We start from the raw sequence: 21,028 nt of genomic DNA on the forward strand, positions 1-21,028 counted from the left end.
GCGGTGCGTCCGGCCCTGCGCCACGTGTCGCGCCATGGCCAGCGTCAGCGCCGTCATTTTCGGTGTCGACGGCACGGTCCTCGACGCCGTCGATCTGCATGCGGCCGCCTGGCAGCGGGCCTTCGCGCGGTTCGGCCGCGAGGTCGCGCGGGAGAAGCTCAGGCGCCACGTCGGCGAGGGCGCGGACCGGCTCTTGCCGGTGTTCCTTTCGCCCGAGGAGATCGGCTGGATCGGCGCGGGGCTCGCGTCGCTCCACGACGAGATCTACGCGCGCGAGCTCCTCCCCGGGGCGCGCGTCTTCCCGGGGGTGCGCGAGCTCTTCGAGCGCGTCGCGCGCGACGGGCGCCGGATCGTCGCCGCCGCGTCGATGGCGCGCGGCGCGCTCGACGCGAGCCTCGAGCGCGCCGGGGTGGGCGACCTTGTCTCGTGGGCGGTGTCGGCGGACGACGCGGGGAGGTCGAAGCCGCATCCGGACGTCCTCGAGGCGGCGCTCGACCGGCTGGGCAGCGTCGATCCGCGCGAGGTGGTGCTGGTCGGCGACACGCCGTCCGGCGCCGAGGCCGCGGCCAAGCTCGGCATCCTGGCGGTGGGGCTGCGCTGCGGAGGCTTCCCCGAGATGGAGCTCGTCGAGGCGGGGTGCGCGGCGCTCTACCGCGATCCGGAGGACCTCCTCGCGCGGTACGACGCGTCGCCGCTCGCGCCGGAGCGGGAGCGGCTCGCGGGGTAGTTCCACCCACCAAGAGTCCTGCCAGGGATCCGGGGAGAAAGAGTTCAACGCAAAGGCGCAAAGGCGCAAAGGCGCAAAAAAGATTTGTAGTTTTGCGTCTTTGCGCCTTTGCGTTTGGTTCCCTTCGCGCGCGAGGCAGATCCCTGGCGGGAGCTCTGACCCGCGGAAGTCGTCGCGGCTCAGGGGCCACGCGGGGGCCGATCGGAGCGCGCATCCCGGGCGCGCTGGCCCTCGGCGGCGACGAGCTGCTCGCGGAGCGCCCGCCGCTCGGGCTCGCCGATGGGCGACGCGGTGGTCGAGCCGTCGCGGAGCGCCACCGAGTAGACGGACTCGCGCGGCAGGAGGTCGAGGAGCGCGGGGCTCTCGGTCGTGAGCAGGAGGTGGCGCTGGGCGGAGGCGCCGCGCAGGTACTCGACGAGCGCCGGCAGCGCGCCGCGATCGACGCCCGCGTCGGGGTGCTCGAAGCCGGCGAGCACGAGCGGCGGCTCCTGCGAGAGCGCGGTGACCATGGCCGCGAGCCGGAGCGTCGCGTCCGGCTCGTCCGTGGCCGCGCGCCAGCGCTCGCGGCCGCCGTCGTCGACGCCGTGGCGCAGCTCCGGGACGAGGAACCCGCCGGACGAGAGGGCGCGGGCGCCGTCGACGTCGCCGAGCACCTGGGACAGGCTGGCGAGGAACTGCTCGCTCCAGCGCTCCTTCTCGAGCGCGCGGAGGACGGAGCCCCAGTTCTCGCCGCTCGCGCGGAGGCGGCGGGAGGCGCTGATCTTCTGGGGCGAGCGGAGGGGGCGCGGCGCGAGGGAGTAGAGGACCGCGCGGCGCAGCTCGTCGCGCATCGGGGTGAGCGGTCCATCGGAGAGCAGCGGCAGGACGAGCCTGGCGCCGCTCACGGCGATGGGGGCGACGCCGCGGTAGGCGAGCGTGCCGCTGCGGCCCTTGTCCTTGCGCGAGAACCCCTTCGGGCTGCCCTTCAGCCGGTCGAAGGAGACCTCGGGCGGGTCGCTGCCGGCGTCGAAGACGTCGCGGAGGCCCGGCTTGACGAGCCGGGTGAGGGCGCTGCGCTGCCACCACGCGGCCGTCTCGCTCTTCACGCGCGTCTCGCCCTCCCGGTCGCCGGGCGCGAGCTGCACGAGCCAGAACCCGTGGCCCTCGGTCCTGGAGACGGCGACGCCGAGGGTGGTGACCGCGCCGCTGTCGCGGGGGCGCTGCAGCGCGCCGCCGCCGCGGCGGCTGGCCGCCGCCTGCTCGAGCGCCCCGTTGGCGCACTCGGCGAGGAACCGCACGGCATCGAGGAGGCACCCCTTCCCCGCGCCGGGCGGGCCGACGAGCGCGGTCAGCGCGCCGAGCGTGAGCTCGATGCCGGGCCCGATGCTGCCGTAGTTGCTGACGTAGACGTGGGTGATCATCGCGGCGCGGAGCCCCTCTCCCGGGCCGTGCGCTCCCCTTCCCGCGCAGCTGGAGCGCGAGCCGGACAGGCTGGGTGGCCCTCCAGGGACGCCGGAGAGCGCGCCAGAGACGCTGGAGCGGACCTCAGGGACGCTGGAGCGGACCTCAGGGACGCCGGAGCGACCTCCAGGGACACCGGAGCGCGCGTCAGGGACACCCGAGCGACCTCCAGGGACACCGGAGCGCGCGTCAGGGACGCAGGCACGACGACCAGGGACATCGCGTCGCGCTCCTGGGACGCGTCGCGCTGTACGGCTGAGGCAGGCTGCTGCGCGCCTGGGACAGGCAGCCGCGCGCCTGGGACATCCGGACGACGTGGGAGCGGGCCGGCGGGCGCTGGCATGTTCATGCCGCGAAAATATCCGGGCGGCGGGGTCAGCCTTCGCCCCTCTCGGGCCGGTGCTAGGCGGCCCTCGGTACCCTCCTGAGACGCTTCGATGCTCCCCACCCGACGGACGATCATCGAACGCCTCGTCCGCGATGGCCGCAACAAGATCCTTACAGGCGAAGCGCCACCCCGCGAGGTCGGGCGATCGCGCCCCGCGGGATCGTAAGGCTCGGCACGGAACCGCGGCGGTGAGCCGAGGCGCGCTAGGGTCGAGGAGGCGGGTACACGCTGAGAGCGCCGGGCGCGGCGAGGAACCGCAGCGCGTTCTCGAGGGTGCGAAACGACCTCGCCTTGGAGGTGCGGAGCACGCCGAAGTCGATCCACTGGGTGAGCTTGAGCTGGTCGAGCGTGGGCTTGTACGCCTTGCCTTTCGGGAAGTGCTTCGAGAGCCACCCCTTCACGTCGCGGATGCCCTCGGGGTCTTCCGGACACGCCGTGCCTTCTGCGATGCGCACGCCGGGCCGGATCTCCCGGCCCGCCATGAGGTGGATGCACGGCAGAAACCACGCCTCGAACTCGCGGTGGGCCAGCACCACGGCCACGGGGAACGGCAGGCTCGCCGCGGCGATCCATGCCGCGGTCTCGGGTCCCGCTGCCGCAGGGCATCCGTCGTCTTGATCGCGGAGCAGCAACGCGAAGCTGCAGTCGCGTTCGCTGCGCAGCAGCTCGCAGGCTTGCAGCACGCCGGCGCGGGTATTGAGCGCCTTGCCGCACTTCGGCGCTCCCCATACCGCGTGCGGCAGCGCGAGGTCGGCCCAGAGCCGGATGACCAGGTTCCTCGCCGCCTCGACCTCACCGTGGCCCTCGACGACCAGGTAGGCCTTACTCATCGCCGGCGGTTCCCTCGGGGCGGAGGCCCTCGGCGTGGAGGAGATCGCTGGCCGACATCAGGCGCTTGCGCACGAGCTCGCGCTGCCGCTCGTCGACCCGCGCCACCGTGGTTGCGCCCTCGCGCCGTTCCACGACGCGGATGTCATCGATGGGCAGCAGGTCTAGGAGGTCAGGGCTGTGCGTCGTGACCAGGATCTGGCTGCGCGTCGACGCTTCCTTCAGGAAATCGAACAGCAGCGGGATCGCGCCGGGGTGTACGCCGAGCTCCGGCTCCTCGAAGCCGAGGAGCACGGGCGCTGGATCCTGGAAAAGCGCAGTGAGCAGGGCCGCGACGCGCAGCGTGCCGTCCGACTCCTGCGCAGCGCCATGCCAGCGCTCCCGTCCATGTGCGTCGAGGCCGTGACGGAACTCCGGGATCAGGAAACCGCCCGCCTGGGTAACACGATAATCGTCGATATCCGCTGCGATGCGCCCAAGGGCGGCGACAAGCTCAGTCCCCCAGGTGGAGCGATTGAGCGCCCGCAAGATCGACGCCCAGTTGCTCCCCTTCGTGCTCATCGGCTTGGAAGGATCCGGGAGCTGTGGAGCACGGAGCACGTCGGGGAACAATGAATAGACGGCGATCCGGCGCAGCTCATCCATCACACCGCCGAAGGGGTTGAGCTCCTCGGATCCGGCTGCAGACGCCACGAGCTCGTCTCGATGGTGAACGAGCGGCAGCCTTAGGCTATCGAACGCTCTGCGCGTCGCGAAAGAGGGTGGGCCAAGGTCGGCGAGGCGGCCCCCTGTCAGGTTGGGCTGCTGGGCGCCGTAGAGGTTCCGCTCCTCCTCGGTCCACGTCGAGCTGGGCCGCTCTATCAACGCAAAGACACGCGCTCGGGTAGCAGCATCTGGCGCCGGTCCGGGGAACCAAACCGCACGTTCTCGCTCCACGTGAACGCCGTCCTCGTCCCCGTCAGAGGCGAGCGTGAATCCCCAGATGCCCGCGCCATGCTCGCGCTCGATGTGAACCTCGAGGACCACATCAGGAGGCCCCCAGGAACCGCCATGCCGCAGGGTACGGAACCCGTGCCGAGCAGCAACCGCGCTGGCGAGCGATGTGGTCACGCATTCGGACAGGAACCGCAGGACGTCCGCGACGTTGCTCTTGCCCGAAGCGTTCGGCCCCACGAGGACCGTCATCGCCCCGAGCTCGAGCTCGATCCGCTCCCCGATGCTGCGAAAGTTGCGAGCGCAGACTTTGGTGATCATCGCGGATCAACCTACCCCCCCAGACGCGGTCACGCCGTGCGCGCGACCGCGATCGCGAGCGCCTCGCCGTCGACGCTGAGCTCGCGCCGCTCGGCCTGCCCCCACGCCGCGGGCGCCGGCCCGAGCACGAGCTCGGCCGCGAGCGCCTCCTGCATCAGGATCTCCCGCGCCGCCCCGGCCACCTTGCGGGCCCGCTCGCTGCCGTCGAGCGCGAGCCGGATCCGCTCGGTGAAGCCGAGGTCGAGCTCCTTGCGCAGCCCCTGCACGCGCGAGAGGATCTCCCGGCCGAGCCCCTCGTCGCGGAGCGCGTCCGTGAGCGCCGTGTGCAGCACGACGACCCCCGCGCGGCCGCCGGCCGCCGCGAACCCCTCGCCCGCCTCCACGGCGACCTCGATCTCCTCGGGGCCGAGCTCGACCTGCTCGCCGTCGAGCGCGATCGCGATCTTGCCCTCGGTCGCCAGCGTCGCGCGCAGCGCCGACGCGTCGGCCTTCGCGAGGACCTGCTTCGCGAGCTGCACCTTCTTGCCGAGCTTCGGCCCGAGCGCGCGGAAGTTCGGCTTGAGCACGTAACGGACCGCGCTCCCCTCCTCGCCGGGCTTCAGGAAGCGCACCTCGTGCACGTTGAGCTCCTCGGCGATGAGCGGCACGTGCTCGGCGAGCGCCGCCGCGAGCCCCTGCTGCGACAGCACGACGTCCGCGCGCGCGAGCGGCTGCCGCACCTTGAGCTTGTTCGCCGTGCGCACCTGCAGCCCGAGCGAGACGAGCTCGCGCACCGCGCGCATCTCGACCGCGAGCGGCTCGTCCACCGCGGCCTGGTCCGCCTCCGGGAAGGCCACGAGGTGCACGCTCTCCGGCTGCGACGCGGGCCACGGCCGCCGCACCAGGTTCTGGTACATGGCCTCGGCGAGGAACGGCGTGAACGGCGCGCTCAGCTTGGCGATCGCGACGAGCACCTCGTAGAGCGTGAAGTACGCGTCGCGCTTGTCCTGGGCCGCCCGCACGGCGCCCGGCGCGACGTCGAGCGGATCGGCCGGAGAGGACGGCGACAGCCGATCCTCGACCCACGTCGGAGACGGGGCCCAGAAGCGCGCCCGGCTCCGGCGGACGTACCAGTTCGACAGCGCGTCCACGAGATCGACCAGCCGCTGCGCGGCCTCGTACAGGCGGTACTCGTCGAGGTGCGCGGTCACCTCCCGCGTCGAGAGCGCGAGCTCCGAGAGGATCCACCGGTCGAGGAGCGACCGCTCCTTCGCCGGCCGGTAGCCGGCGCTCGCCGCGAGCGCCGCGGGCGACGTGTCCGTCGCGCCGGGGTTCCCCTCCGCGGGCGAAAAGCCGTCGATGTTCGCGTAGATCGTGAAGAACGAGTAGACGTTCCGGAGCTTGACCGCGAACTCCTTCTGGAGGGCGCGCACGTTCGTGAGCGAGTGGCGCGTGTTCGTCCACGGCGGGGAGGACGCGTAGAAGAACCACCGGAACGCGTCGGCCCCCGGCGCGGAGGTCGACGGGTCCTCGATGGTGACGCGCTCGGCTTGATCGAGCCGCGGCACGTCGTTCGGCATCACCGAGAGCGCCCCCTGCCCGGGCGTGAGGCCCAGCCTGTCGAGATCGGCCTCGGAGAGCGCGACGATCCGCCGCGGCATGCCCTTCTGCGGCCGGAGCTCCATGGTGATCGGCTGCGCCTCGCGATCGGCGCGGTACATGCGCACCTTCGCGGCGTCGCCCGTCAGGTCGAGCCCCTCGTAGTCCTCGCGCGCGATGAGCGCGACCCCGTCCTTCGGCTGCGCTCCCTTCACTTCGGCGGCGCGCACCGCGGCGAACTCCATCCGGACGCGCTCGAGGATGACCTCGGGCGGCGTGTAGTTGCCCTTCGACTTGCTCTCCTTCTTGCCCTCGCGGTCGCAGACGTGCCCCAGCACGACGCACGTCTTGTACGGGTGCGGGTAGCTCCGGACCCGCGACAGCCCGAGCTTCTCCTGCGTCGCCTCGTCGAAGACCAGCGTCGAGACCATCAAGAGCGAGTAGAACCAGCCGCGCGTCTGGTCGATCGCCTCGCTGATGAAGTCCGCCGGGAACGCGCGATCGAACAGCTCCTTCGAGCCCGGGGCGTGCGGGTAGCCCCACTGCGCGAACGGCATGCTCCCGCTGTCGAACCACGCGTCGATGACCTCCGTCACGCGCCGCATCTCTCCGCCGCACGTGGGACAGGGGAACGTCACCCGGTCGATCCACGGCTTGTGGACGATGAGGTGGTCGTTCAGGCTCGGATCGGCCTTCTTCGCCTCGTGGAAGTGGTCGAAGGCGCGCGGGTTCAGCGCCTCGATCTCGGCGACCGACGCCGGGGCGAGCTGGTGCTCCTCGCTGTTCGCGCAGATCCAGACGTTGAGCGGCGTCCCCCAGTACCGCTCGCGCGAGAGCGCCCAGTCGACGTTGTTGGCGAGGAAGTCGCCGAAGCGCCCCTCCTGGATGTGGGGCGGCATCCAGTGGATCGCGCGGTTGTTGGCGATCGCCTTGTCGATGTTCTCGCGCGTCCTGATGTACCAGGCGGGCCGCGCGAGCTGGATCAGCGGATCGTCGTCGGCGCGCCAGCAGAACGGGTAGTCGTGGCGGTACTTCTCGTCGTGGACGAGCAGCCCGCGGGCCGCGAGATCCTTGAGGATGAGCGGGTCGGCGTCCTTCACCCACAGGCCCGAGAACGGCGTGAGCCCCGGCTCGAACGTGCCGTCCGGCCGCACCGCGCACAGGATCGGCACCTCGCCCGCGGCGCCCGGCTCGGCGAGCTCGGCGACGCGCCGCTTGTGGGCGTTGAAGTCGTCCTCGCCGAACGCGGGCGCGATGTGGACGACGCCGGTGCCGGAGTCGAGCGTGACGAAGTCGGCGCCGATCACGACCCAGTAGAGCGGCTCCTCCTTGCCGTCCTTCCGCCGCAAGGTGGCGCCCTCGAGCGACCTCGAGTAGCTGTCGAACGGCGGGCGGTACCGCTTCCCGATGAGCTCGCTCCCCTTGAGCTCGCGGAGCACGGGCAGGTCGCGCTTGAACTTCTTCGCGAGCTCCTCGCGCAGCGCCGCGGCGACGATGAGCTTCCGGGCCACCGGCGCCGCCCCGCCCGCGGGCGCCCCCGCGTCCACGACGACGTAGTCGAACTCGGGCCGCACGGCGGCGTAGCCGTTCGAGGGCAAGGTCCACGGGGTGGTCGTCCAGGCGCAGAGCGCCGTGTCCGGCTCGTCCACGAGCGGGAACGCCACGAACACGCTCGGGTCGTCCACGGTCTTGTAGTTCCAGCCGACCTCGGCCGCGCTGAGCGCCGTCCCCCCCTGCGGCCACCACCAGCAGACGCGGTGGCCACGGTAGAGCAGCCCCTTCTTGTGCAGCTGCGAGAGCGCCCACCAGACGCTCTCGATGTAGCTCCGGTGGTAGGTGACGTAGGCGCTGTCGAGGTCGACCCAGAAGCCGATCTTGTCGGTCAGGCCCTCCCACGCCTCGGTGTACCGGAAGACCGAGTCGATGCAGCGCGAGATGAACGGCTCGACGCCGTAGCGCTCGATGTCGGCCTTGCCGTGGATGCGCAGCTCCTTCTCGACCTCGACCTCGACCGGCAGCCCGTGGGTGTCCCAGCCGGCCTTCCGCGGGACGTCGTAGCCGCGCATCGTCTTGTAGCGGGGGAAGACGTCCTTCACGGCGCGCGTGAGCACGTGGCCGTTGTGCGGCATGCCGTTGGCGGTCGGCGGGCCCTCGTAGAAGACGAACGTGCCCTTGGACGGGCCGGTGGCGCGGGTCTCGGCGCGGAGCGTCTTCTCGAAGATGCGGTGCTGCTTCCAGAAGGCGAGGATCTTCGCCTCGTCGGCGGGGAAGTTCAGCTCGGTCGCCACCTTGTCGAACAGGGGCTCGTGCGGGCCGTCGGTCGGTTTCTTCGAGGACGCTTCGGACATGGCCCGGCCTAGTAGCAAGGCGGATTGCCAGCGTCGAGGGAGGCGCGGGGGAGCGGCGAGCGGGAGGAGTGATAGGCTGGCGGCATGAGCGCACAGCACCCGCTGCTCCCGGGCAACGCACCCGAGGTGGAGGCCGCGTTCCAGGCCGCGCCGGAGGAGATGGTCGCCGAGATCCTCGACGGCGAGCTGCACACGTTCCCGCGGCCGGGGCGGCCGCACACGCGTACGGCGTCGCTCCTGGGCGGAAGCCTCACGGGCCCCTTCGATCGCGGGAGAGGCGGACCAGGAGGCTGGGTCATCCTCGTAGAGCCCGAGCTCCACCTCGGCCCGAGGCCCGACAAGGTCGTCCCCGATCTCGCCGGCTGGCGTCGCGAGCGCATGCCCGACGCGCTCGGGCCCGAGGACGCGCCCGCGCACTACGACCTCGCGCCCGACTGGGTCTGCGAGGTGATCTCGCCGCGCACCGAGCGCGTTGACCGCGGCAAGAAGATGCGGATCTACCGCCGCGAAGGGGTCCGCCACGCCTGGCTGATCAACCCGGTAGCGCAGACGCTCGAGGTGTACCGGCTCGACGACGGCCGGTGGTCGCTGCTCGACACCCACGAGGGCGACGAGGTCGTGCGGCCCGAGCCGTTCGACGCGATCGAGCTGCCGCTCGCCGACCTCTGGGCGCGGTAGAGCGCCACCGAGCGGGCAGTGCAGCGGCGCAGCTCAGAGCGGCGCCGGCAGCGCGCCGCCGAAGTCGGCGCGGATCGCGGCCACCCCGTCCGCGCCCGCCGCGAGGCAGGCCGGCGCCGAGCCCGCGTCCACGCCGCCGAGGGCGATGAGCGCGACGCCGCGCGACGCGGCCGCGAGGCGGGCCCGCGCCTCGCCCAGCGCCGCGAGCCCGAGGGGCGGGCCCTTGCCGGGCGTCGCGAAGATCGGCGACAGCACGGCCGCGTCTGCCCCGGCCTCCGCCGCGCGGAGCACCTCGTCCACGCCGTGGCAGGCGACCGAGACGAAGACGCCGGCGCCGAGCAGGGCGCGCGCGTCCGCCACCGCGACCGAGCGGCGGCCGAGGTGCACGCCGTCCGCGCCCAGCAGCAGCGCGAGATCCAGGCGGTCGTTGACGACGAACGAGGCGCCGATCGCGGCGGTGGCGTCGCGCAGGCGCCGGCCGAGCGCGTGGAGCGCCGCGCCGGAGAGCTCGGGGTCGCGGAGCTGCACCGCCACGCGGGCGCGGGCCTCGGGGGGCAGGGCGCCGAACGCCGAGAGCCGCGCGAGCAGGGCCGGCTCCGGCACGTCCGCCGTCTGGGTGATCAGGGTCAACCGCGGGGTGAGCATGGCCGTCCTCCTGCGCCGACGCGCGGCGCGTCAGCGGTCTCCGTCGCCCGGGGCGCGCGCCCCTCCCGGAGCGCCCGGCTCGCCGAGCGCCTCGAGGTCCTGCCGGGCCATCCGGGCGAACCGGCTGGAAGGATACCGCTCGACGAGGAAGCGCAACGTGTCGGCCTGGGCGCGGCGATCGCCGTTCGCCTTGAAGCGCTCGGCCAGGCCGTACAGGGCCTCGCTCGGATCCTCGTACTGGCGATGATCCGGGTCGACGTCGCTCGCGCACTGGTAAGGCGCCCGCGCGACGGCGGCGAAGATCACGAGCGGGCCCAGGGCCGCGCGGATGCCGGGGAGCACGGGCGCCATTCGCCGATGAACGCGCGCGAGCGTCAAGAGGACGCCGCGCCGCGACCCGCCGCCACCGCCGCGGGGCCGCGCCGCGAGCCGCCGCCACCGCCCCGTCGAGCCGTCAGCTCAGGGGAGCGCCCGTCCGCGCGGCGCCGTTCTCGATCCCGCCCTTCGGGCCCGGGACGCTGAAGGCCGCGTCGCCGAGGTCCTGCCCGCCCGCGCTCGGCCGGCGGGCGCTGCGCACCGCGCGCAGGAGCGTGTCGTGGAGGGCGCGCGCGCTGTCGTCCCAGTCGCGCCCGCCGGCGAGCTCCGCGACCCGCGCCGGGTCGTACTCGTGCCGCGCGGCGCGCAGCAGCGCGTCCGCGAGCGCGCCCTTGTCCCCCGGCGGGATGAGCTCGCCGAGCTCCGGGCTGTGGAGGATGTCGGGGATGCCCCCCACGCTCGTCCCCACCACGCGGCGCCCCGAGGCGAGCGCCTCCAGCACGACGTTGGGCGTCCCCTCGTGCAGGCTCGGGAGCACGAGGGCGTCCGAGGCCCCGAGCCACAGCGACACCTGGTCGTGCGGCAGGTAGCCGGTCACCGTCAGCCGGCCGCCCAGCCGGGCGGCGGCGGCCTTGCACGCCTGCTCCTCGGCGCCGCTGCCCACGAGCGTGAGCTCGAGGTCCGGGTGCGCGGGCGCGAGCCGCTCGAACGCCTCGACCAGATCCAGCACCCCCTTGTCCCGGTTCAGGTGGCCGACGAAGACGAACATCTTCGATGCAGGCGACCGGCCGAGCGCCGCGCGCGACTCGGCGCGGCTGCGCGGCTGGAACAGCTTCGCGTCGACGCCATTCATGACGATGTCGATGCGATCGCGCGGCACGCCGAGCGCCGCCACCCCGTCCGCGAGCTTGCGGCTGACCGCCACCACCCGGGTCGCGCGCGAGAGGCCCCAGCTGAGCGGCCGCCGCAGCCGCGCGTCGCGCGGGATCACGTCGATGTCCGAGCCGTGCACCTTGATCACGACCGGCACCCGGAGCAGCCGACCGAGGCACACGGCGGCGAAGCCGTCCGGGTAGGCGAACGCCCCGACGATCACGTCGGGCGACGGGCCGCGCCCGACGAGCTCCGGGAGCATCGACGCCGCGTACAGCGGGCCGTTCAGGGCCGGCGCGACCCTCGGCACGTAGAGATAGCGCGGGTGCCGGACCGGGAGCCCGTCGATGACCTCCTCGCGCGGCGCGCTGGCGCCGACAGGCCACTTCGAGAGCCGCTCGATGCCAGGGAACCACGGGATCGTCGCGAGCACCCGGACGTCGCAGTAACGCGACAGCGCGGCGAACTGCCGACGATTGTACGGCGCCTCGTCCGGGTGAACCGCGTTCGGGAAAATCTTCGTGATAAGCAAAACACGCATCCGCCGCAAGAGCTCCTCCTGTCTGATCGATCCGAGGCAGCGAGCGCGCCGGCAACAGGGGCTTTGGTGCCGGCGCTGGTTCGAGGCGTCTCGTTGGGTCTCGTCGGGTCTCGTCGGGTCTCGTCGGGTCTCGTTAGGTCTCGTCGGGCCCGGTCAGGCTTGTTGAGGCTCGCTCGGCCTCGTTTCAAGCTCGGTCGGTCTCGCTCAACCTCGTATTCAGCGCTGGTCCCTGGCTCGTTCCCCCGGACCTCTGCGCCCGCGGCGAGGCCTCCCCGCCGCGCCGCCGGGCGACGAGCTCGTCGAAGAGCCGCACGTGCGCGTCGACCATCGCCTCCAGGCTGAACTGCTCGGCGAATTTCGCGGGGCCGCGCGTGCGCGCGCGCTCGCGGAGCTCCGCGTCGCGGGCGACCCGCGAGAGGTGCTCGACAAGCGCGCCCGGGTCCTTCGGCGGGACGAGGAACCCGTCGACCCCGTGCTCGATGATCTCGGGGACGCCGCCGACGCGGCTCGCCACGATCGGCTTGCCGAGCGCGAGCGCCTCGAGCAGGGCGAGCGGCAGCCCCTCCCAGAGCGACGGGAGCACGTAGGCGTCGAACGCGGAGACGAGCTCGGGGACGTCCGAGCGATACCCGGGGAAGAGCATCCGGTCGCCGAGCCCCGCGTCCCTGGCGCGCTGCTGGAGCTCCCCCCGGAGCGGGCCGTCGCCCGCGACGACGAAGCGCGCCTCCGGGGCGCGCCGCAGCACCTCCGGCGCCGCCTCGATGAGGTAGCGGAGCCCCTTCTGCTCGATGTGCACCACCGCGCACCCGAACACGAACTCCTGCTCGCCGATGCCGAGCTCCGCGCGGATGCGCCCCTGCTGGCCGCTCGTCAGGGCCCGGGCGAAGCGCGTCCCGTCGATGCCGTTGTGGATGACCCGGACCGGCGCGCGGACCTTCACGTCGTCGACGAGGATGCGCTTCAGGTCGTGCGAGACCGCGACCATCTCGTCGGCGAGGTAGGCGTAGTAGCCGAATTTGCGCCGGTCGAACCCCTTCGCCCGGTTGATCTGGTTGTGCTCCGAGTAGACGACCAGCGGCCGATTCCGGAGCAGGCGCGCCGCGAGGCCGGCGAAGATGAGCGGAGCCCGGTTGTGGACGTGGACGATATCCACGGAGCGCTGGTGGAAGAAGCGCCGGATCCAGAGGATCGCCTCGGGATCGCTCTTGAGGCCGGGCAGCACCGGCCGGAGATCCTTCGTGATCACGAGGCACTTGGAGCGGGGCAGCTTCACCTCCGAGAAGAGCCGCCCCTCGCCGTCGAGGCAGATCAGCGAGAGATCGAAGCCCTGATCGCCGAGCCGATCGAGGAGGCTCAGCACCACCTTCTCGAGCCCGCCGACCTCGAGGTTGTTCACGACCATGCAGACGTTGGGCTTGCTCATATTCTCCTGAGCGGACCGTCAGGTCGCCGCGGTCGTCCTCGGAGCGCCCCGTCGCGTCACGACAGAGGTGTCGACCGTGCGATGAGCGTTCCGTGTCATTCTGACTCAGGGTTGTGAGCGTATCATGACCCCGGCGTGCTGTTCGTTTGACTTCGCACATCGGGACGCCGCGCCGCGCTCCCCGCAGCGCGCCGCGCTCTCCCGTAGCGCGCTCTCCCGTAGCGCGCCGCGCCCCGCAGCGCGCTGAGCCCGCCGCCCGCTGCGCAGCGGCGCGCCCCCCGCCGCGCGCTCCTACAGCCCGGCGATCTTGCCGTGCTCCGGCGACGACGCCGTCGCGTAGAGCTTCTTCGGCATCCGCCCCGCGAGGTAGGCCATTCGCCCGGCCCTCACCGCGTCCCGCATCGCCTGCGCCATCAGGATCGGATCCCGCGCGCCCGCGATGGCCGTGTTCATCAACACCCCATCACACCCGAGCTCCATCGCCACCGCGGCGTCGCTCGCCGTCCCGACGCCCGCGTCCACGATCACCGGCACCTTCGCCGTCTCGCGGATGATCATCAGGTTGTACGGGTTCCGGATGCCGAGCCCGCTGCCGATCGGCGCGGCCAGGGGCATCACGGCCGCGCACCCGATGTCCTCCAGCTTCCGGCAGACGATCGGGTCATCCATGCAGTAAGGCAGCACCGTGAAGCCCTCCTTGACCAGGATCTTCGCCGCCTCCAGCGTCGCCTCGTTGTCCGGGAACAGCGTCCGTTCGTCGCCGATGACCTCGAGCTTCACGAGGTCCGACAGCCCGAGCTCGCGCGCGAGCCGGCAGGTGCGGACCGCGTCCTCGACGGTGTAGCAGCCCGCCGTGTTCGGCAGGATCGTGACGCGCCCCTGCTGGAGCAGCGACATCATCGACCCCTCGCCCCGCTCCTTCAGGTTCACGCGGCGGAGGGCCACCGTGACCACCTCCGCGCCGGACGCCTCGAGCGCGCGACGGGTCTCCTCCAGGTCCTTGTACTTGCCCGTCCCCACGAAGAGGCGGGAAGTGAACGTGTGTCTGCCGATCGTCAACGCGTCGCTCGTCATCGCAGGCTCCTCGGTCTCGACCCAGACGATCTAGCTAGTCGGACCGGGACACAGGGTCCAGCACGACCGCGCCGCGGGCTTCGGGCGTGCCCCGCTCGCCAGCATGGTATCGTTGCCCCTATGTCTCCCAGAGCCTTGCTCATAGCCCTCCTCTTCGCGTTGCCACCCGCGGTCACCCTCGCGCCCGGGGGCGACGCCGACCCAGCAGCCGGGGTGAGCCCCGGCGCGCTCTTGTCCGGCCCGCGCGCCGCGCAGGCGGCCGTCGCCATCCAGCTCTCGCTGGACGAGCTCGTCGCCGCCGCCTCGTACGTCGTGGTCGCGACCGCGACCGAGCAGCACAGCAGGTGGGAGGAGCTCGGCGGGTCCGAGAGGATCGTGACGTATACCCGCCTGTCGATCGACCGCACCGTGGCCGGGCAGCCCGACGCCGACGTGTGGGTGAGGACGCTCGGGGGCATCGTCGGGGACGTCGGACAGCACGTGGCCGGCGACGCGCAGCTCCGGATCGGCGCGCAGGCGATGATCTTCGTGTCCCGGGCCAGCTCCGCGCTCGTCGTGTCCGGGATGGCCCAGGGCCACTACCCCATCGTCGACGCCGAGGAGACGCGGCGGATCGCCGGCGCGCCGCGCATCGCCGCGCGGCGGCTGGCCGCGAGCCCGTCCAGCGGGACCGTCCTGGCCCGGCCCGGCCCGGCGATCTCGGCGCGCGAGCAGCTCGTCGGCGCGACGGTCGACGCGGCCATCGACGCGGTGAGCCGCGCCTGGAAGGCGAAGCATGCGCAGAAGTGATCTCGCGCCCGCCGGGCGCGGCGCGCGCGCCCGCGCCGTCGCCTCGTTCACGCTCGTCGCCGCGGCGCTCGCCCTCCCCCGGGCCGCCCTGGCCTACTGCCGCACCAGCGTCTGTCCCGAGACCCAGTCGACCGCGGCCGTCTGCAACCCGCAGCAGGCCACCGACTGCGGCATCCCCCTCGCCTGGCCCTCGCCGTGCGTCAGCTACTCGCTCCAGGAAGACGCCTCGGACCAGGTCACGCTCGCGGAGGCCGAGGCGATCTTCGAGCAGGCCTTCGCCACGTGGACCGCGGCCGACTGCGGCGGCGGGACGAGCCCCCGCATGGAGGTCACCTACCTCGGCCCGATCTCGTGCGACGCGCACGAGTACAACCAGCGCAAGGGGAACGCGAACATCATCACGTTCCGGGACGACGGGTGGCCGTACGGCAGCGGCGGGAACACCCTCGCGCTCACGACCGTCACCTACAACCTCAAGAACGGCGAGATCTACGACGCCGACATGGAGATCAACTCGTTCGACGTGACGCTCTCGATGGGCGACGACGACGTCTCGTTCGACCTCCTGAGCATCGCCACGCACGAGGCCGGCCACTTCCTCGGGCTCTCGCACTCGGCCGAGGTCACCGCGACCATGTACGCCGACTACCGGCCGGAGAGCACGATCCTCCGCGACCTCGACGACGACGACCGCGCGGGGATCTGCTCGGTGTACCCGCCCGGGGAGCCGGTCGAGGCGTGCGACCCCACGCCGCGCCACGGCTTCTCCGACCTGTGCGCCAAAGATCAGCCCGCCCCGGAGGAGAGCGGCGGCTGCGCCGCGGCCCCGTCGTCGCCAGGCGGCGGAGGCGGCGGCGGGCTCCTCGCCGCGGCGGCCGCGTCGCTCGGCGCGCTCGCGCGGGCGCGGCGCGGCAGGGCAGCGCGCCCGCGCCGGGAGAAGGCCCGCTGAGCCAGGCTCCCCCCGTCCTCGTCGAGCGCGAAGGCGATCTCGCCCGGGTGGTCGAGCGCGCGGCGCGCGCCGACGCGCTCGCGGTCGACGTGGAGGCCAACGGGCTGTTCGCGTACCGCCCGCGGCTCTGCACCGTCCAGCTCGCCTTCCGCGAGGGCGACGGCGTCGCGGTCGCGGTCGTCGACGCGCTCCGCGCGCCGATCGCGCCGCTCGCGCCGCTCCTCGGGGCCGCGGGGCCGCCCAAGGTGCTGCACGACCTCACCTTCGACGCGCGCATGCTCGCCGAGGCGGGCGCGCCGCTCGCCGGCGTGCGCGACACCTCGGTCGCCGCGCGCATGCTGGGGCGCGCGGCGACGGGGCTCGCGGCGCTCGTCTCCGTGGAGCTCGGCGTGAAGCTCGACAAGCAGCTCCAGCAGCACGACTGGGGGCGCAGGCCGCTCGCGGACGCCGAGCTGCGCTACCTGGCCGACGACGTGCTCCACCTGCTCCCGCTCGACGCGCGGCTCGCGGAGCACGGCCGCGCGCTCGGGATCGAGGACGAGATCGCGGAGGAGTGCGCCTACAAGCTGGCGAGCGCCCTCGGCCCGCCGCGCGATCCGCGGCCGGCGTACGCGCGCATCAAGGGGGCCCAGGCGCTCGACCCGGAGGGCCGCGCGATCCTCCGGCGGCTCGTCCTGGCGCGCGAGGCCGCCGCCGAGGAGGCCGACCAGCCCGCCTTCAAGATCGTCGCCGGCGAGGTGCTCCTCGAGCTCGCGCAGCGGAGGCCGACCCGGGCCGACGACGTGCGCGCCGTCCGCGGGGCCGCGGCGGGCCGCGCGGGGGGCCTCGTCGCCGCGTGGCTCCGCGCGATCGAGCAGGGGCGCGGCGACGGCGACGTGCCGGAGGACGAGCGCGCCCTCTTCGCGCAGACCCGCCCGTCCCGGCGGGAGATCGCCCTCCGGCGCGCGATGGAGACCCGGATCGCCGCGTGGCGCAGGGCCGAGGCGAAGGCGCGGCAGGTCGACGAGCAGGTCGTGCTGCCAGGCCACTGCGCGCAGGATCTCGTGGAGATCGCGCTCGCGGGGGGCCGCGCCGGCGGCGGCGCGGTCGCCGACGCGATCGCGCGCATCCCGGGGCTCGGCGCGCGCCGGCTCGCGCGCTACGGCGCCGCGCTCGCGGCGCTCGTGACCGCGGCGCTGGCGAGCGAGCCGCCCGCCGCGGCGGTGTAGCTGCGAGCGCGCGTACGCGCCGCAGCGTACGCGCCGCAGCGTAAGCTGGCGCGCCGCGCGTTCGGCGCGCACGTCGCGGCGCGCTGCCCGGTGCACGCGCGTCCGTCGACGGTCGTCCGCGCGCGCGACGCCCCGTACGCAGGCGGGCCGGTCGGTCGCCCACGCGCCCGCCGCCCGGTCGACAGACGCGCCGCGCGGTGGAATAGCAGGGGCCCATGCCCTGGAACGATCATCCCAAGGGTTCGAAGCGACTCCGCCTTTTGCCGGCGGCGAAGTGGTGGATCCGTGCCGCGCTCGCCTTCGCGCTCGTCTTCGGGTGCGTCCTCCTGGGAGCGAGCGCCGGCGAGCTGTCCCCGCCGCCTCCCCCCTCGGCGCCCCCGGCGGCGCCGAGCGCCGAGGCCGGCGTCGATCCCGAGACGATCCCGGTCGCCCCCGACTCGCCGCGGGCCTCGGTGCGCGCCTTCTTCGAGCTCTGTCGCGCGGGCGAGTACACCGAGGCCTCGCGCTTCCTCGATCTGCCGCCGAAGGCGGACGGCGCGGCGCTCGCGCAGAAGCTCAAGGCGGTGCTCGATCGGCACATCTGGGTCGACCTGGAGACGATCTCGCCGCACGCGCAGGGGGACACGCAGGACAACCTCGGGGCCGGCGTGGAGCAGATCGCCAAGATCCCGACCCGGACCGGGTACCAGCCGGTGCGCCTGGTGCGGCGCACGACCCCCGACGGCGTGCGCTGGATCTTCTCGCGCGCGACCGTGGAGCGCGTCGACGACTGGTACGCGCGGCTCGAAGATCGCTGGCTGCGCGACCACCTGCCGCCGGCGCTCTTGCGCCCGGGGCCGCGCGAGCTGCTCTGGTGGCAGTGGCTCGCGCTGCCGGTCTTCGCGCTCGCCGGCTGGCTCGTCGGCGCGGTCCTGAGCTTCGCCCTCCGCGCCTTGCTCCGCCGCCTCGTCGTCCGGACGGAGTCCCCGCTCGACGACGCGCTCCTCGAGGGCACGCGCGGCCCGCTCACGTTCGCGGCGGCGCTGCTCGCCATCGAGATCGCGCTCCCGTGGCTCGGGCTCTACGCGCCGGCCGAGGCGTTCCTCGACAAGGTGGTGCGCGCCGGCGTCTTCGTCGCCGTCTTCTGGTTCGCCCTCCGCGCGATCGACGCCGTCGGCGGCCGCCTGCTCGCCGCCCCCGCGACGCGCGACAACCCCGCGGCGCGCTCGCTCGTGCCGCTCATGGGGCGGATCGCGAAGGTCGCGATCGTGATCGTCGGCGCGATCGCCGTGCTGTCCGAGCTCGGCTACCCGGTGGCGAGCCTCATCGCCGGCCTCGGCATCGGCGGCGTCGCGCTCGCCCTCGCCGCGCAGAAGACGGTGGAGAACCTCTTCGGCTCGGTCTCGATCGGCATCGATCGGCCGTTCCAGGTCGGCGATTTCGTGAAGGTGGACGCGCTGCTCGGCACGGTCGAGACCATCGGCCTCCGCTCGACCCGGATCCGCACGCTCGACCGGACGATCGTCACGATCCCGAACGGCAAGCTCGCCGATCTCCAGATCGAGTCGTACACGGCGCGCGACCGGATGCGCCTCGCCTGCGTGCTGGGCCTCGTCCACGAGACCACGCCCGAGCAGCTCCGCGCGATCATCGAGGGGTGCGAGCGCGCGCTGCGCGCGCACCCGAAGATCTGGCCGGACGACGTCGTGGTGCGCTTCGTCGGCGTCGGCCCCTCGTCGCTCGACGTCGAGGTGATGGCGTGGTTCCAGACGACGGACTTCGGCGAGTTCCGGACGATGCGTCAGGAGATGCTGATCACCTTCCTGGAGCTCATCGCCTCGGCCGGGTCGCGGCTCGCGCACCCGACGCAGACGCTGCACGTCGCGACGCGCGACGGGGCGCGCCCGCGGCCCGAGGCGGCCGACGGCGGCGGCCCGGCTAACGGGCGGCGGGAGCCGCGGCCGGCGCCATCGGCTGGAGCCCCGCCTTCTCGATGAGCGCGCGGTCCTCGTCCGGGCCCGGGTTCGGGGTCGTGAGCAGCTTGTCTCCGTAGAAGATCGAGTTCGCCCCCGCGTACATGCAGAGCAGCTGCGCCTCGCGCGAGAGCTCCGTCCGGCCGGCGGACAGGCGCACCATCGCGCGCGGCATCATGAGCCGCGCGACGGCGATCATCCGGATGAACTCGACCGGGTCCACGGGCGGCAGGCTCTCCAGTGGGGTGCCCGGCGAGCGCACGAGGGCGTTGATCGGCACGCTCTCCGGGTGCGGGTCGAGGCGCGCGAGCTCGACGAGCATCTCGCAGCGGTCGGCGATCGACTCGCCCATGCCGATGATGCCGCCCGAGCAGACGGTGATGCCGGCGCGCCGGACGTTGCGCAGGGTGACGAGCCGCTCGTCGTACGTGCGCGTCGAGATGATCGATTTGTAGGCCTTCCGCGACGTGTCGAGGTTGTGGTTGTACGCGTCGAGGCCGGCCTCTTTCAGGCGGCGCGCCTGGTCGTCGGTGAGCATGCCGAGGGTGCAGCACGCCTCGAGGCCGAGCGCCTTCACGCCGCGCACCATGTCGAGGACGCGCTCGAAGGCGGGGCCTTCCTTCACCTCGCGCCACGCGGCGCCCATGCAGAACCTCGTCGAGCCGCCCGCGCGGGCGCGCTCTGCGGCCGCGAGGACCGCGCCGACGTCGAGCATGCGCTCCGGCCCGACCTCGGTCTCGTAGTGGCTCGACTGCGGGCAGTAGGCGCAGTCCTCGGGGCAGCCGCCCGTCTTGACGCTGAGCAGGGTGCAGAGCTGCACCTCGTGCTCGCCGTGGAACGCGCGGTGGACCGAGCGCGCGCGGTCGATCAGCTCGAAGAGCGGGAGATCGTGCAGGGCGACCGCCTGCTCGACCGTCCAGTCGTGGCGGACCCCGCCCGCCGCCGGGGCGCTCCCGTTCGGTTCCTTGCGCCCACCGTTGTGCCCCGCCGCGTCCCGTTCGATCCCATCGAGCATGGGCTCCGCTCATACCCAGGCTTGGGTCGCCGCTGCAAGCGAGGCGCGACGGAGGCGCCCGGGGTGCGCTGCGAAGGAGGGTGGCGAGCCCCGCGAAGGAGGCGTGGCGGCGGTGATCGCAGCGCCGCCGCCGTGGGGGGAGCGCCGCCGCCGTGGGGGTGGAGGGCCCCGGCGCGCCTGCGAGGGCGCTTGGTGGGCGGAGGAGCGCTTCCGGCGCGGCAACGAAGCCTTCCGGCGCCGGCGCGAAGGCTTCCGTCGCGGGCCGGAAGCTTCCGGCGCGGAGCGGGAGGTCTGATTTGCCGGGGATTTGGCCCTCCGGCGCGCGACGGAGGCCATCGAGGGCGGGGCCGGCACCGCTAAGTACGCGAAATGTCGTGCTCGGGAGCGCGGCGAAGGGCTTCGTTTCCGTGACGGAAGCTTCCGGAGCGCGACGGAAGCCTTCGTGCCGGCGCACGAAGGTCTCGGGGGCGCGCTGCGTGCCGCGATTCCTGTGCGGGAGCGCTTCGCCGGGGGCGAGACGGCCTTCGGCAAGCAGCCGTGTGCGACGTCGAGGTCATGAAGGTGCGTGACCAGCTCTCGAACGCGAAGGGTGCTGAAGGACCTGGATGGAGACGTGGCCCGGGTCGAGCCCATCGTGGAGCAGGGCGCGAAGTTTGATGAGCCGAACATCACGGTTGGGGACGGCGATCCGTTCAACTGGAAGACGGGCGAGACACTGACCCCGATAGATTCGTCATCATCCCTCTTTCCTCTCCCCTCTTCCCTCTTCCCTCTTCCCTCTTCCCTCTCCCGTCTTCCCTCTTCGTGCGCGTGCGCGTGCGCGTTCCCGTGCTCGCTCCGGTCCGTGCACGAGCGAGGACGGACACGCGCACGCGCACGCGCACGAAGGAGGAGCACGGAAGACGGAAGACGGAAGACGGAAGACGGGGGACGGGGGACGGGGGACGGGGGACGGATGACGGGAGACGAGAGACGAGAGACGGATGACGACGACGAACCTCGG

The 21,028-nt window shown here is 73.0% G+C and carries 16 protein-coding genes and 1 pseudogene; 6 read left to right on the forward strand and 11 right to left on the reverse strand.

Annotated elements, in window-relative coordinates:
• Positions 1–34: 34 nt before the first annotated feature.
• The gene (locus tag WMF33_RS25445; RefSeq protein ID WP_437322271.1) at positions 35–727 is read left to right on the forward strand and encodes an HAD family hydrolase; all 693 of its coding nucleotides are present in this window, start codon (positions 35–37) and stop codon (positions 725–727) included.
• Between the two features lie 179 nt (positions 728–906).
• Here WMF33_RS25445 and WMF33_RS25450 read toward each other — a convergent pair whose 3' ends face one another.
• The 4 genes from WMF33_RS25450 to ileS all read right to left on the reverse strand — a co-directional run bounded on the left by WMF33_RS25450 (position 907) and on the right by ileS (position 8,563).
• Complete coding sequence (locus tag WMF33_RS25450; protein WP_437322272.1) at positions 907–2,127, reverse strand: AAA family ATPase; 1,221 nt, start codon at positions 2,125–2,127, stop codon at positions 907–909.
• A gap of 631 nt (positions 2,128–2,758) precedes the next feature.
• Positions 2,759–3,385: a DUF4276 family protein gene (locus tag WMF33_RS25455; RefSeq protein WP_437322273.1), complete on the reverse strand. Its 627-nt coding sequence runs from the start codon at positions 3,383–3,385 to the stop codon at positions 2,759–2,761.
• Positions 3,378–4,637 carry an AAA family ATPase gene (locus tag WMF33_RS25460; protein ID WP_437322274.1) on the reverse strand — a complete coding sequence of 420 codons (1,260 nt, stop codon included), beginning with the start codon at positions 4,635–4,637 and terminating at the stop codon, positions 3,378–3,380. Before WMF33_RS25460 ends, WMF33_RS25455 begins: the two co-directional genes overlap by 8 nt.
• A gap of 29 nt (positions 4,638–4,666) precedes the next feature.
• Entirely contained in the window at positions 4,667–8,563 is a 3,897-nt protein-coding gene (gene ileS / locus WMF33_RS25465) for an isoleucine--tRNA ligase (RefSeq protein WP_437322275.1), read from the reverse strand.
• An 84-nt stretch (positions 8,564–8,647) separates the two neighbouring features.
• Here ileS and WMF33_RS25470 point away from each other — a divergent pair, with 84 nt between their 5' ends.
• Entirely contained in the window at positions 8,648–9,241 is a 594-nt protein-coding gene (locus WMF33_RS25470; RefSeq protein ID WP_437322276.1) for a Uma2 family endonuclease, read from the forward strand.
• 33 nt (positions 9,242–9,274) lie between these two features.
• Here the strand turns inward: WMF33_RS25470 and WMF33_RS25475 are convergent, their stop codons facing one another.
• The 5 genes from WMF33_RS25475 to WMF33_RS25495 all read right to left on the reverse strand — a co-directional run bounded on the left by WMF33_RS25475 (position 9,275) and on the right by WMF33_RS25495 (position 14,112).
• Positions 9,275–9,886 (reverse strand): thiamine phosphate synthase, encoded by a 612-nt coding sequence (locus WMF33_RS25475; protein WP_437322277.1) that lies wholly within the window; start codon positions 9,884–9,886, stop codon positions 9,275–9,277.
• Between the two features lie 30 nt (positions 9,887–9,916).
• Positions 9,917–10,237, reverse strand: a complete 321-nt coding sequence (locus tag WMF33_RS25480) for a tetratricopeptide repeat protein (protein ID WP_020737057.1) — start codon at positions 10,235–10,237, stop codon at positions 9,917–9,919.
• A 103-nt stretch (positions 10,238–10,340) separates the two neighbouring features.
• Positions 10,341–11,615: a glycosyltransferase family 4 protein gene (locus tag WMF33_RS25485; RefSeq protein ID WP_437322278.1), complete on the reverse strand. Its 1,275-nt coding sequence runs from the start codon at positions 11,613–11,615 to the stop codon at positions 10,341–10,343.
• A gap of 184 nt (positions 11,616–11,799) precedes the next feature.
• The gene (locus WMF33_RS25490) at positions 11,800–13,038 is read right to left on the reverse strand and encodes a glycosyltransferase (protein WP_061621914.1); all 1,239 of its coding nucleotides are present in this window, start codon (positions 13,036–13,038) and stop codon (positions 11,800–11,802) included.
• A gap of 291 nt (positions 13,039–13,329) precedes the next feature.
• Positions 13,330–14,112, reverse strand: a complete 783-nt coding sequence (locus tag WMF33_RS25495) for a thiazole synthase (RefSeq protein ID WP_020737060.1) — start codon at positions 14,110–14,112, stop codon at positions 13,330–13,332.
• Positions 14,113–14,247: 135 nt separating this feature from the next.
• On the opposite strand from WMF33_RS25495, the gene WMF33_RS25500 reads away from it, so the two are divergent.
• From WMF33_RS25500 to WMF33_RS25515, 4 genes are all read left to right on the forward strand, one after another.
• Positions 14,248–14,901: a hypothetical protein gene (locus WMF33_RS25500; RefSeq protein WP_437322279.1), complete on the forward strand. Its 654-nt coding sequence runs from the start codon at positions 14,248–14,250 to the stop codon at positions 14,899–14,901.
• The gene (locus WMF33_RS25505; protein WP_437322280.1) at positions 14,888–15,850 is read left to right on the forward strand and encodes a matrixin family metalloprotease; all 963 of its coding nucleotides are present in this window, start codon (positions 14,888–14,890) and stop codon (positions 15,848–15,850) included. The genes WMF33_RS25500 and WMF33_RS25505 overlap by 14 nt, the downstream gene beginning before the upstream one ends.
• Entirely contained in the window at positions 15,847–17,058 is a 1,212-nt protein-coding gene (locus tag WMF33_RS25510) for an HRDC domain-containing protein (protein ID WP_437339516.1), read from the forward strand. Before WMF33_RS25505 ends, WMF33_RS25510 begins: the two co-directional genes overlap by 4 nt.
• Before the next feature lie 215 nt (positions 17,059–17,273).
• On the forward strand, positions 17,274–19,034 hold the full coding sequence (locus WMF33_RS25515) for a mechanosensitive ion channel family protein (RefSeq protein ID WP_437322281.1): 1,761 nt from the start codon (positions 17,274–17,276) through the stop codon (positions 19,032–19,034).
• On the opposite strand, the gene bioB is transcribed toward WMF33_RS25515, so the two are convergent.
• The gene (gene bioB, locus WMF33_RS25520; protein ID WP_437322282.1) at positions 18,976–20,025 is read right to left on the reverse strand and encodes a biotin synthase BioB; all 1,050 of its coding nucleotides are present in this window, start codon (positions 20,023–20,025) and stop codon (positions 18,976–18,978) included. The two genes, WMF33_RS25515 and bioB, sit on opposite strands and share 59 nt — an antisense overlap.
• A gap of 884 nt (positions 20,026–20,909) precedes the next feature.
• A pseudogene (locus WMF33_RS25525) lies at positions 20,910–21,005 on the reverse strand (hypothetical protein); the annotation flags it as partial.
• Positions 21,006–21,028: the final 23 nt, after the last annotated feature.

The sequence above is a fragment of the Sorangium sp. So ce394 genome (assembly GCF_051474665.1).
GTDB lineage: Bacteria > Myxococcota_A > Polyangia > Polyangiales > Polyangiaceae > Sorangium > Sorangium cellulosum_D.

What these genes read in the sequence shown, in the direction of transcription:
- WMF33_RS25445 (WP_437322271.1), top strand. Translation starts at nt 35, where the DNA reads ATGGCCAGCGTCAGCGCCGTCATTTTCGGTGTCGACGGCACGGTCCTC.
- WMF33_RS25450 (WP_437322272.1), bottom strand. Translation starts at nt 2,127, where the DNA reads ATGATCACCCACGTCTACGTCAGCAACTACGGCAGCATCGGGCCCGGC.
- WMF33_RS25455 (WP_437322273.1), bottom strand. Translation starts at nt 3,385, where the DNA reads ATGAGTAAGGCCTACCTGGTCGTCGAGGGCCACGGTGAGGTCGAGGCG.
- WMF33_RS25460 (WP_437322274.1), bottom strand. Translation starts at nt 4,637, where the DNA reads ATGATCACCAAAGTCTGCGCTCGCAACTTTCGCAGCATCGGGGAGCGG.
- ileS (WP_437322275.1), bottom strand. Translation starts at nt 8,563, where the DNA reads ATGTCCGAAGCGTCCTCGAAGAAACCGACCGACGGCCCGCACGAGCCC.
- WMF33_RS25470 (WP_437322276.1), top strand. Translation starts at nt 8,648, where the DNA reads ATGAGCGCACAGCACCCGCTGCTCCCGGGCAACGCACCCGAGGTGGAG.
- WMF33_RS25475 (WP_437322277.1), bottom strand. Translation starts at nt 9,886, where the DNA reads ATGCTCACCCCGCGGTTGACCCTGATCACCCAGACGGCGGACGTGCCG.
- WMF33_RS25480 (WP_020737057.1), bottom strand. Translation starts at nt 10,237, where the DNA reads ATGGCGCCCGTGCTCCCCGGCATCCGCGCGGCCCTGGGCCCGCTCGTG.
- WMF33_RS25485 (WP_437322278.1), bottom strand. Translation starts at nt 11,615, where the DNA reads ATGCGTGTTTTGCTTATCACGAAGATTTTCCCGAACGCGGTTCACCCG.
- WMF33_RS25490 (WP_061621914.1), bottom strand. Translation starts at nt 13,038, where the DNA reads ATGAGCAAGCCCAACGTCTGCATGGTCGTGAACAACCTCGAGGTCGGC.
- WMF33_RS25495 (WP_020737060.1), bottom strand. Translation starts at nt 14,112, where the DNA reads ATGACGAGCGACGCGTTGACGATCGGCAGACACACGTTCACTTCCCGC.
- WMF33_RS25505 (WP_437322280.1), top strand. Translation starts at nt 14,888, where the DNA reads ATGCGCAGAAGTGATCTCGCGCCCGCCGGGCGCGGCGCGCGCGCCCGC.
- WMF33_RS25515 (WP_437322281.1), top strand. Translation starts at nt 17,274, where the DNA reads ATGCCCTGGAACGATCATCCCAAGGGTTCGAAGCGACTCCGCCTTTTG.
- bioB (WP_437322282.1), bottom strand. Translation starts at nt 20,025, where the DNA reads ATGCTCGATGGGATCGAACGGGACGCGGCGGGGCACAACGGTGGGCGC.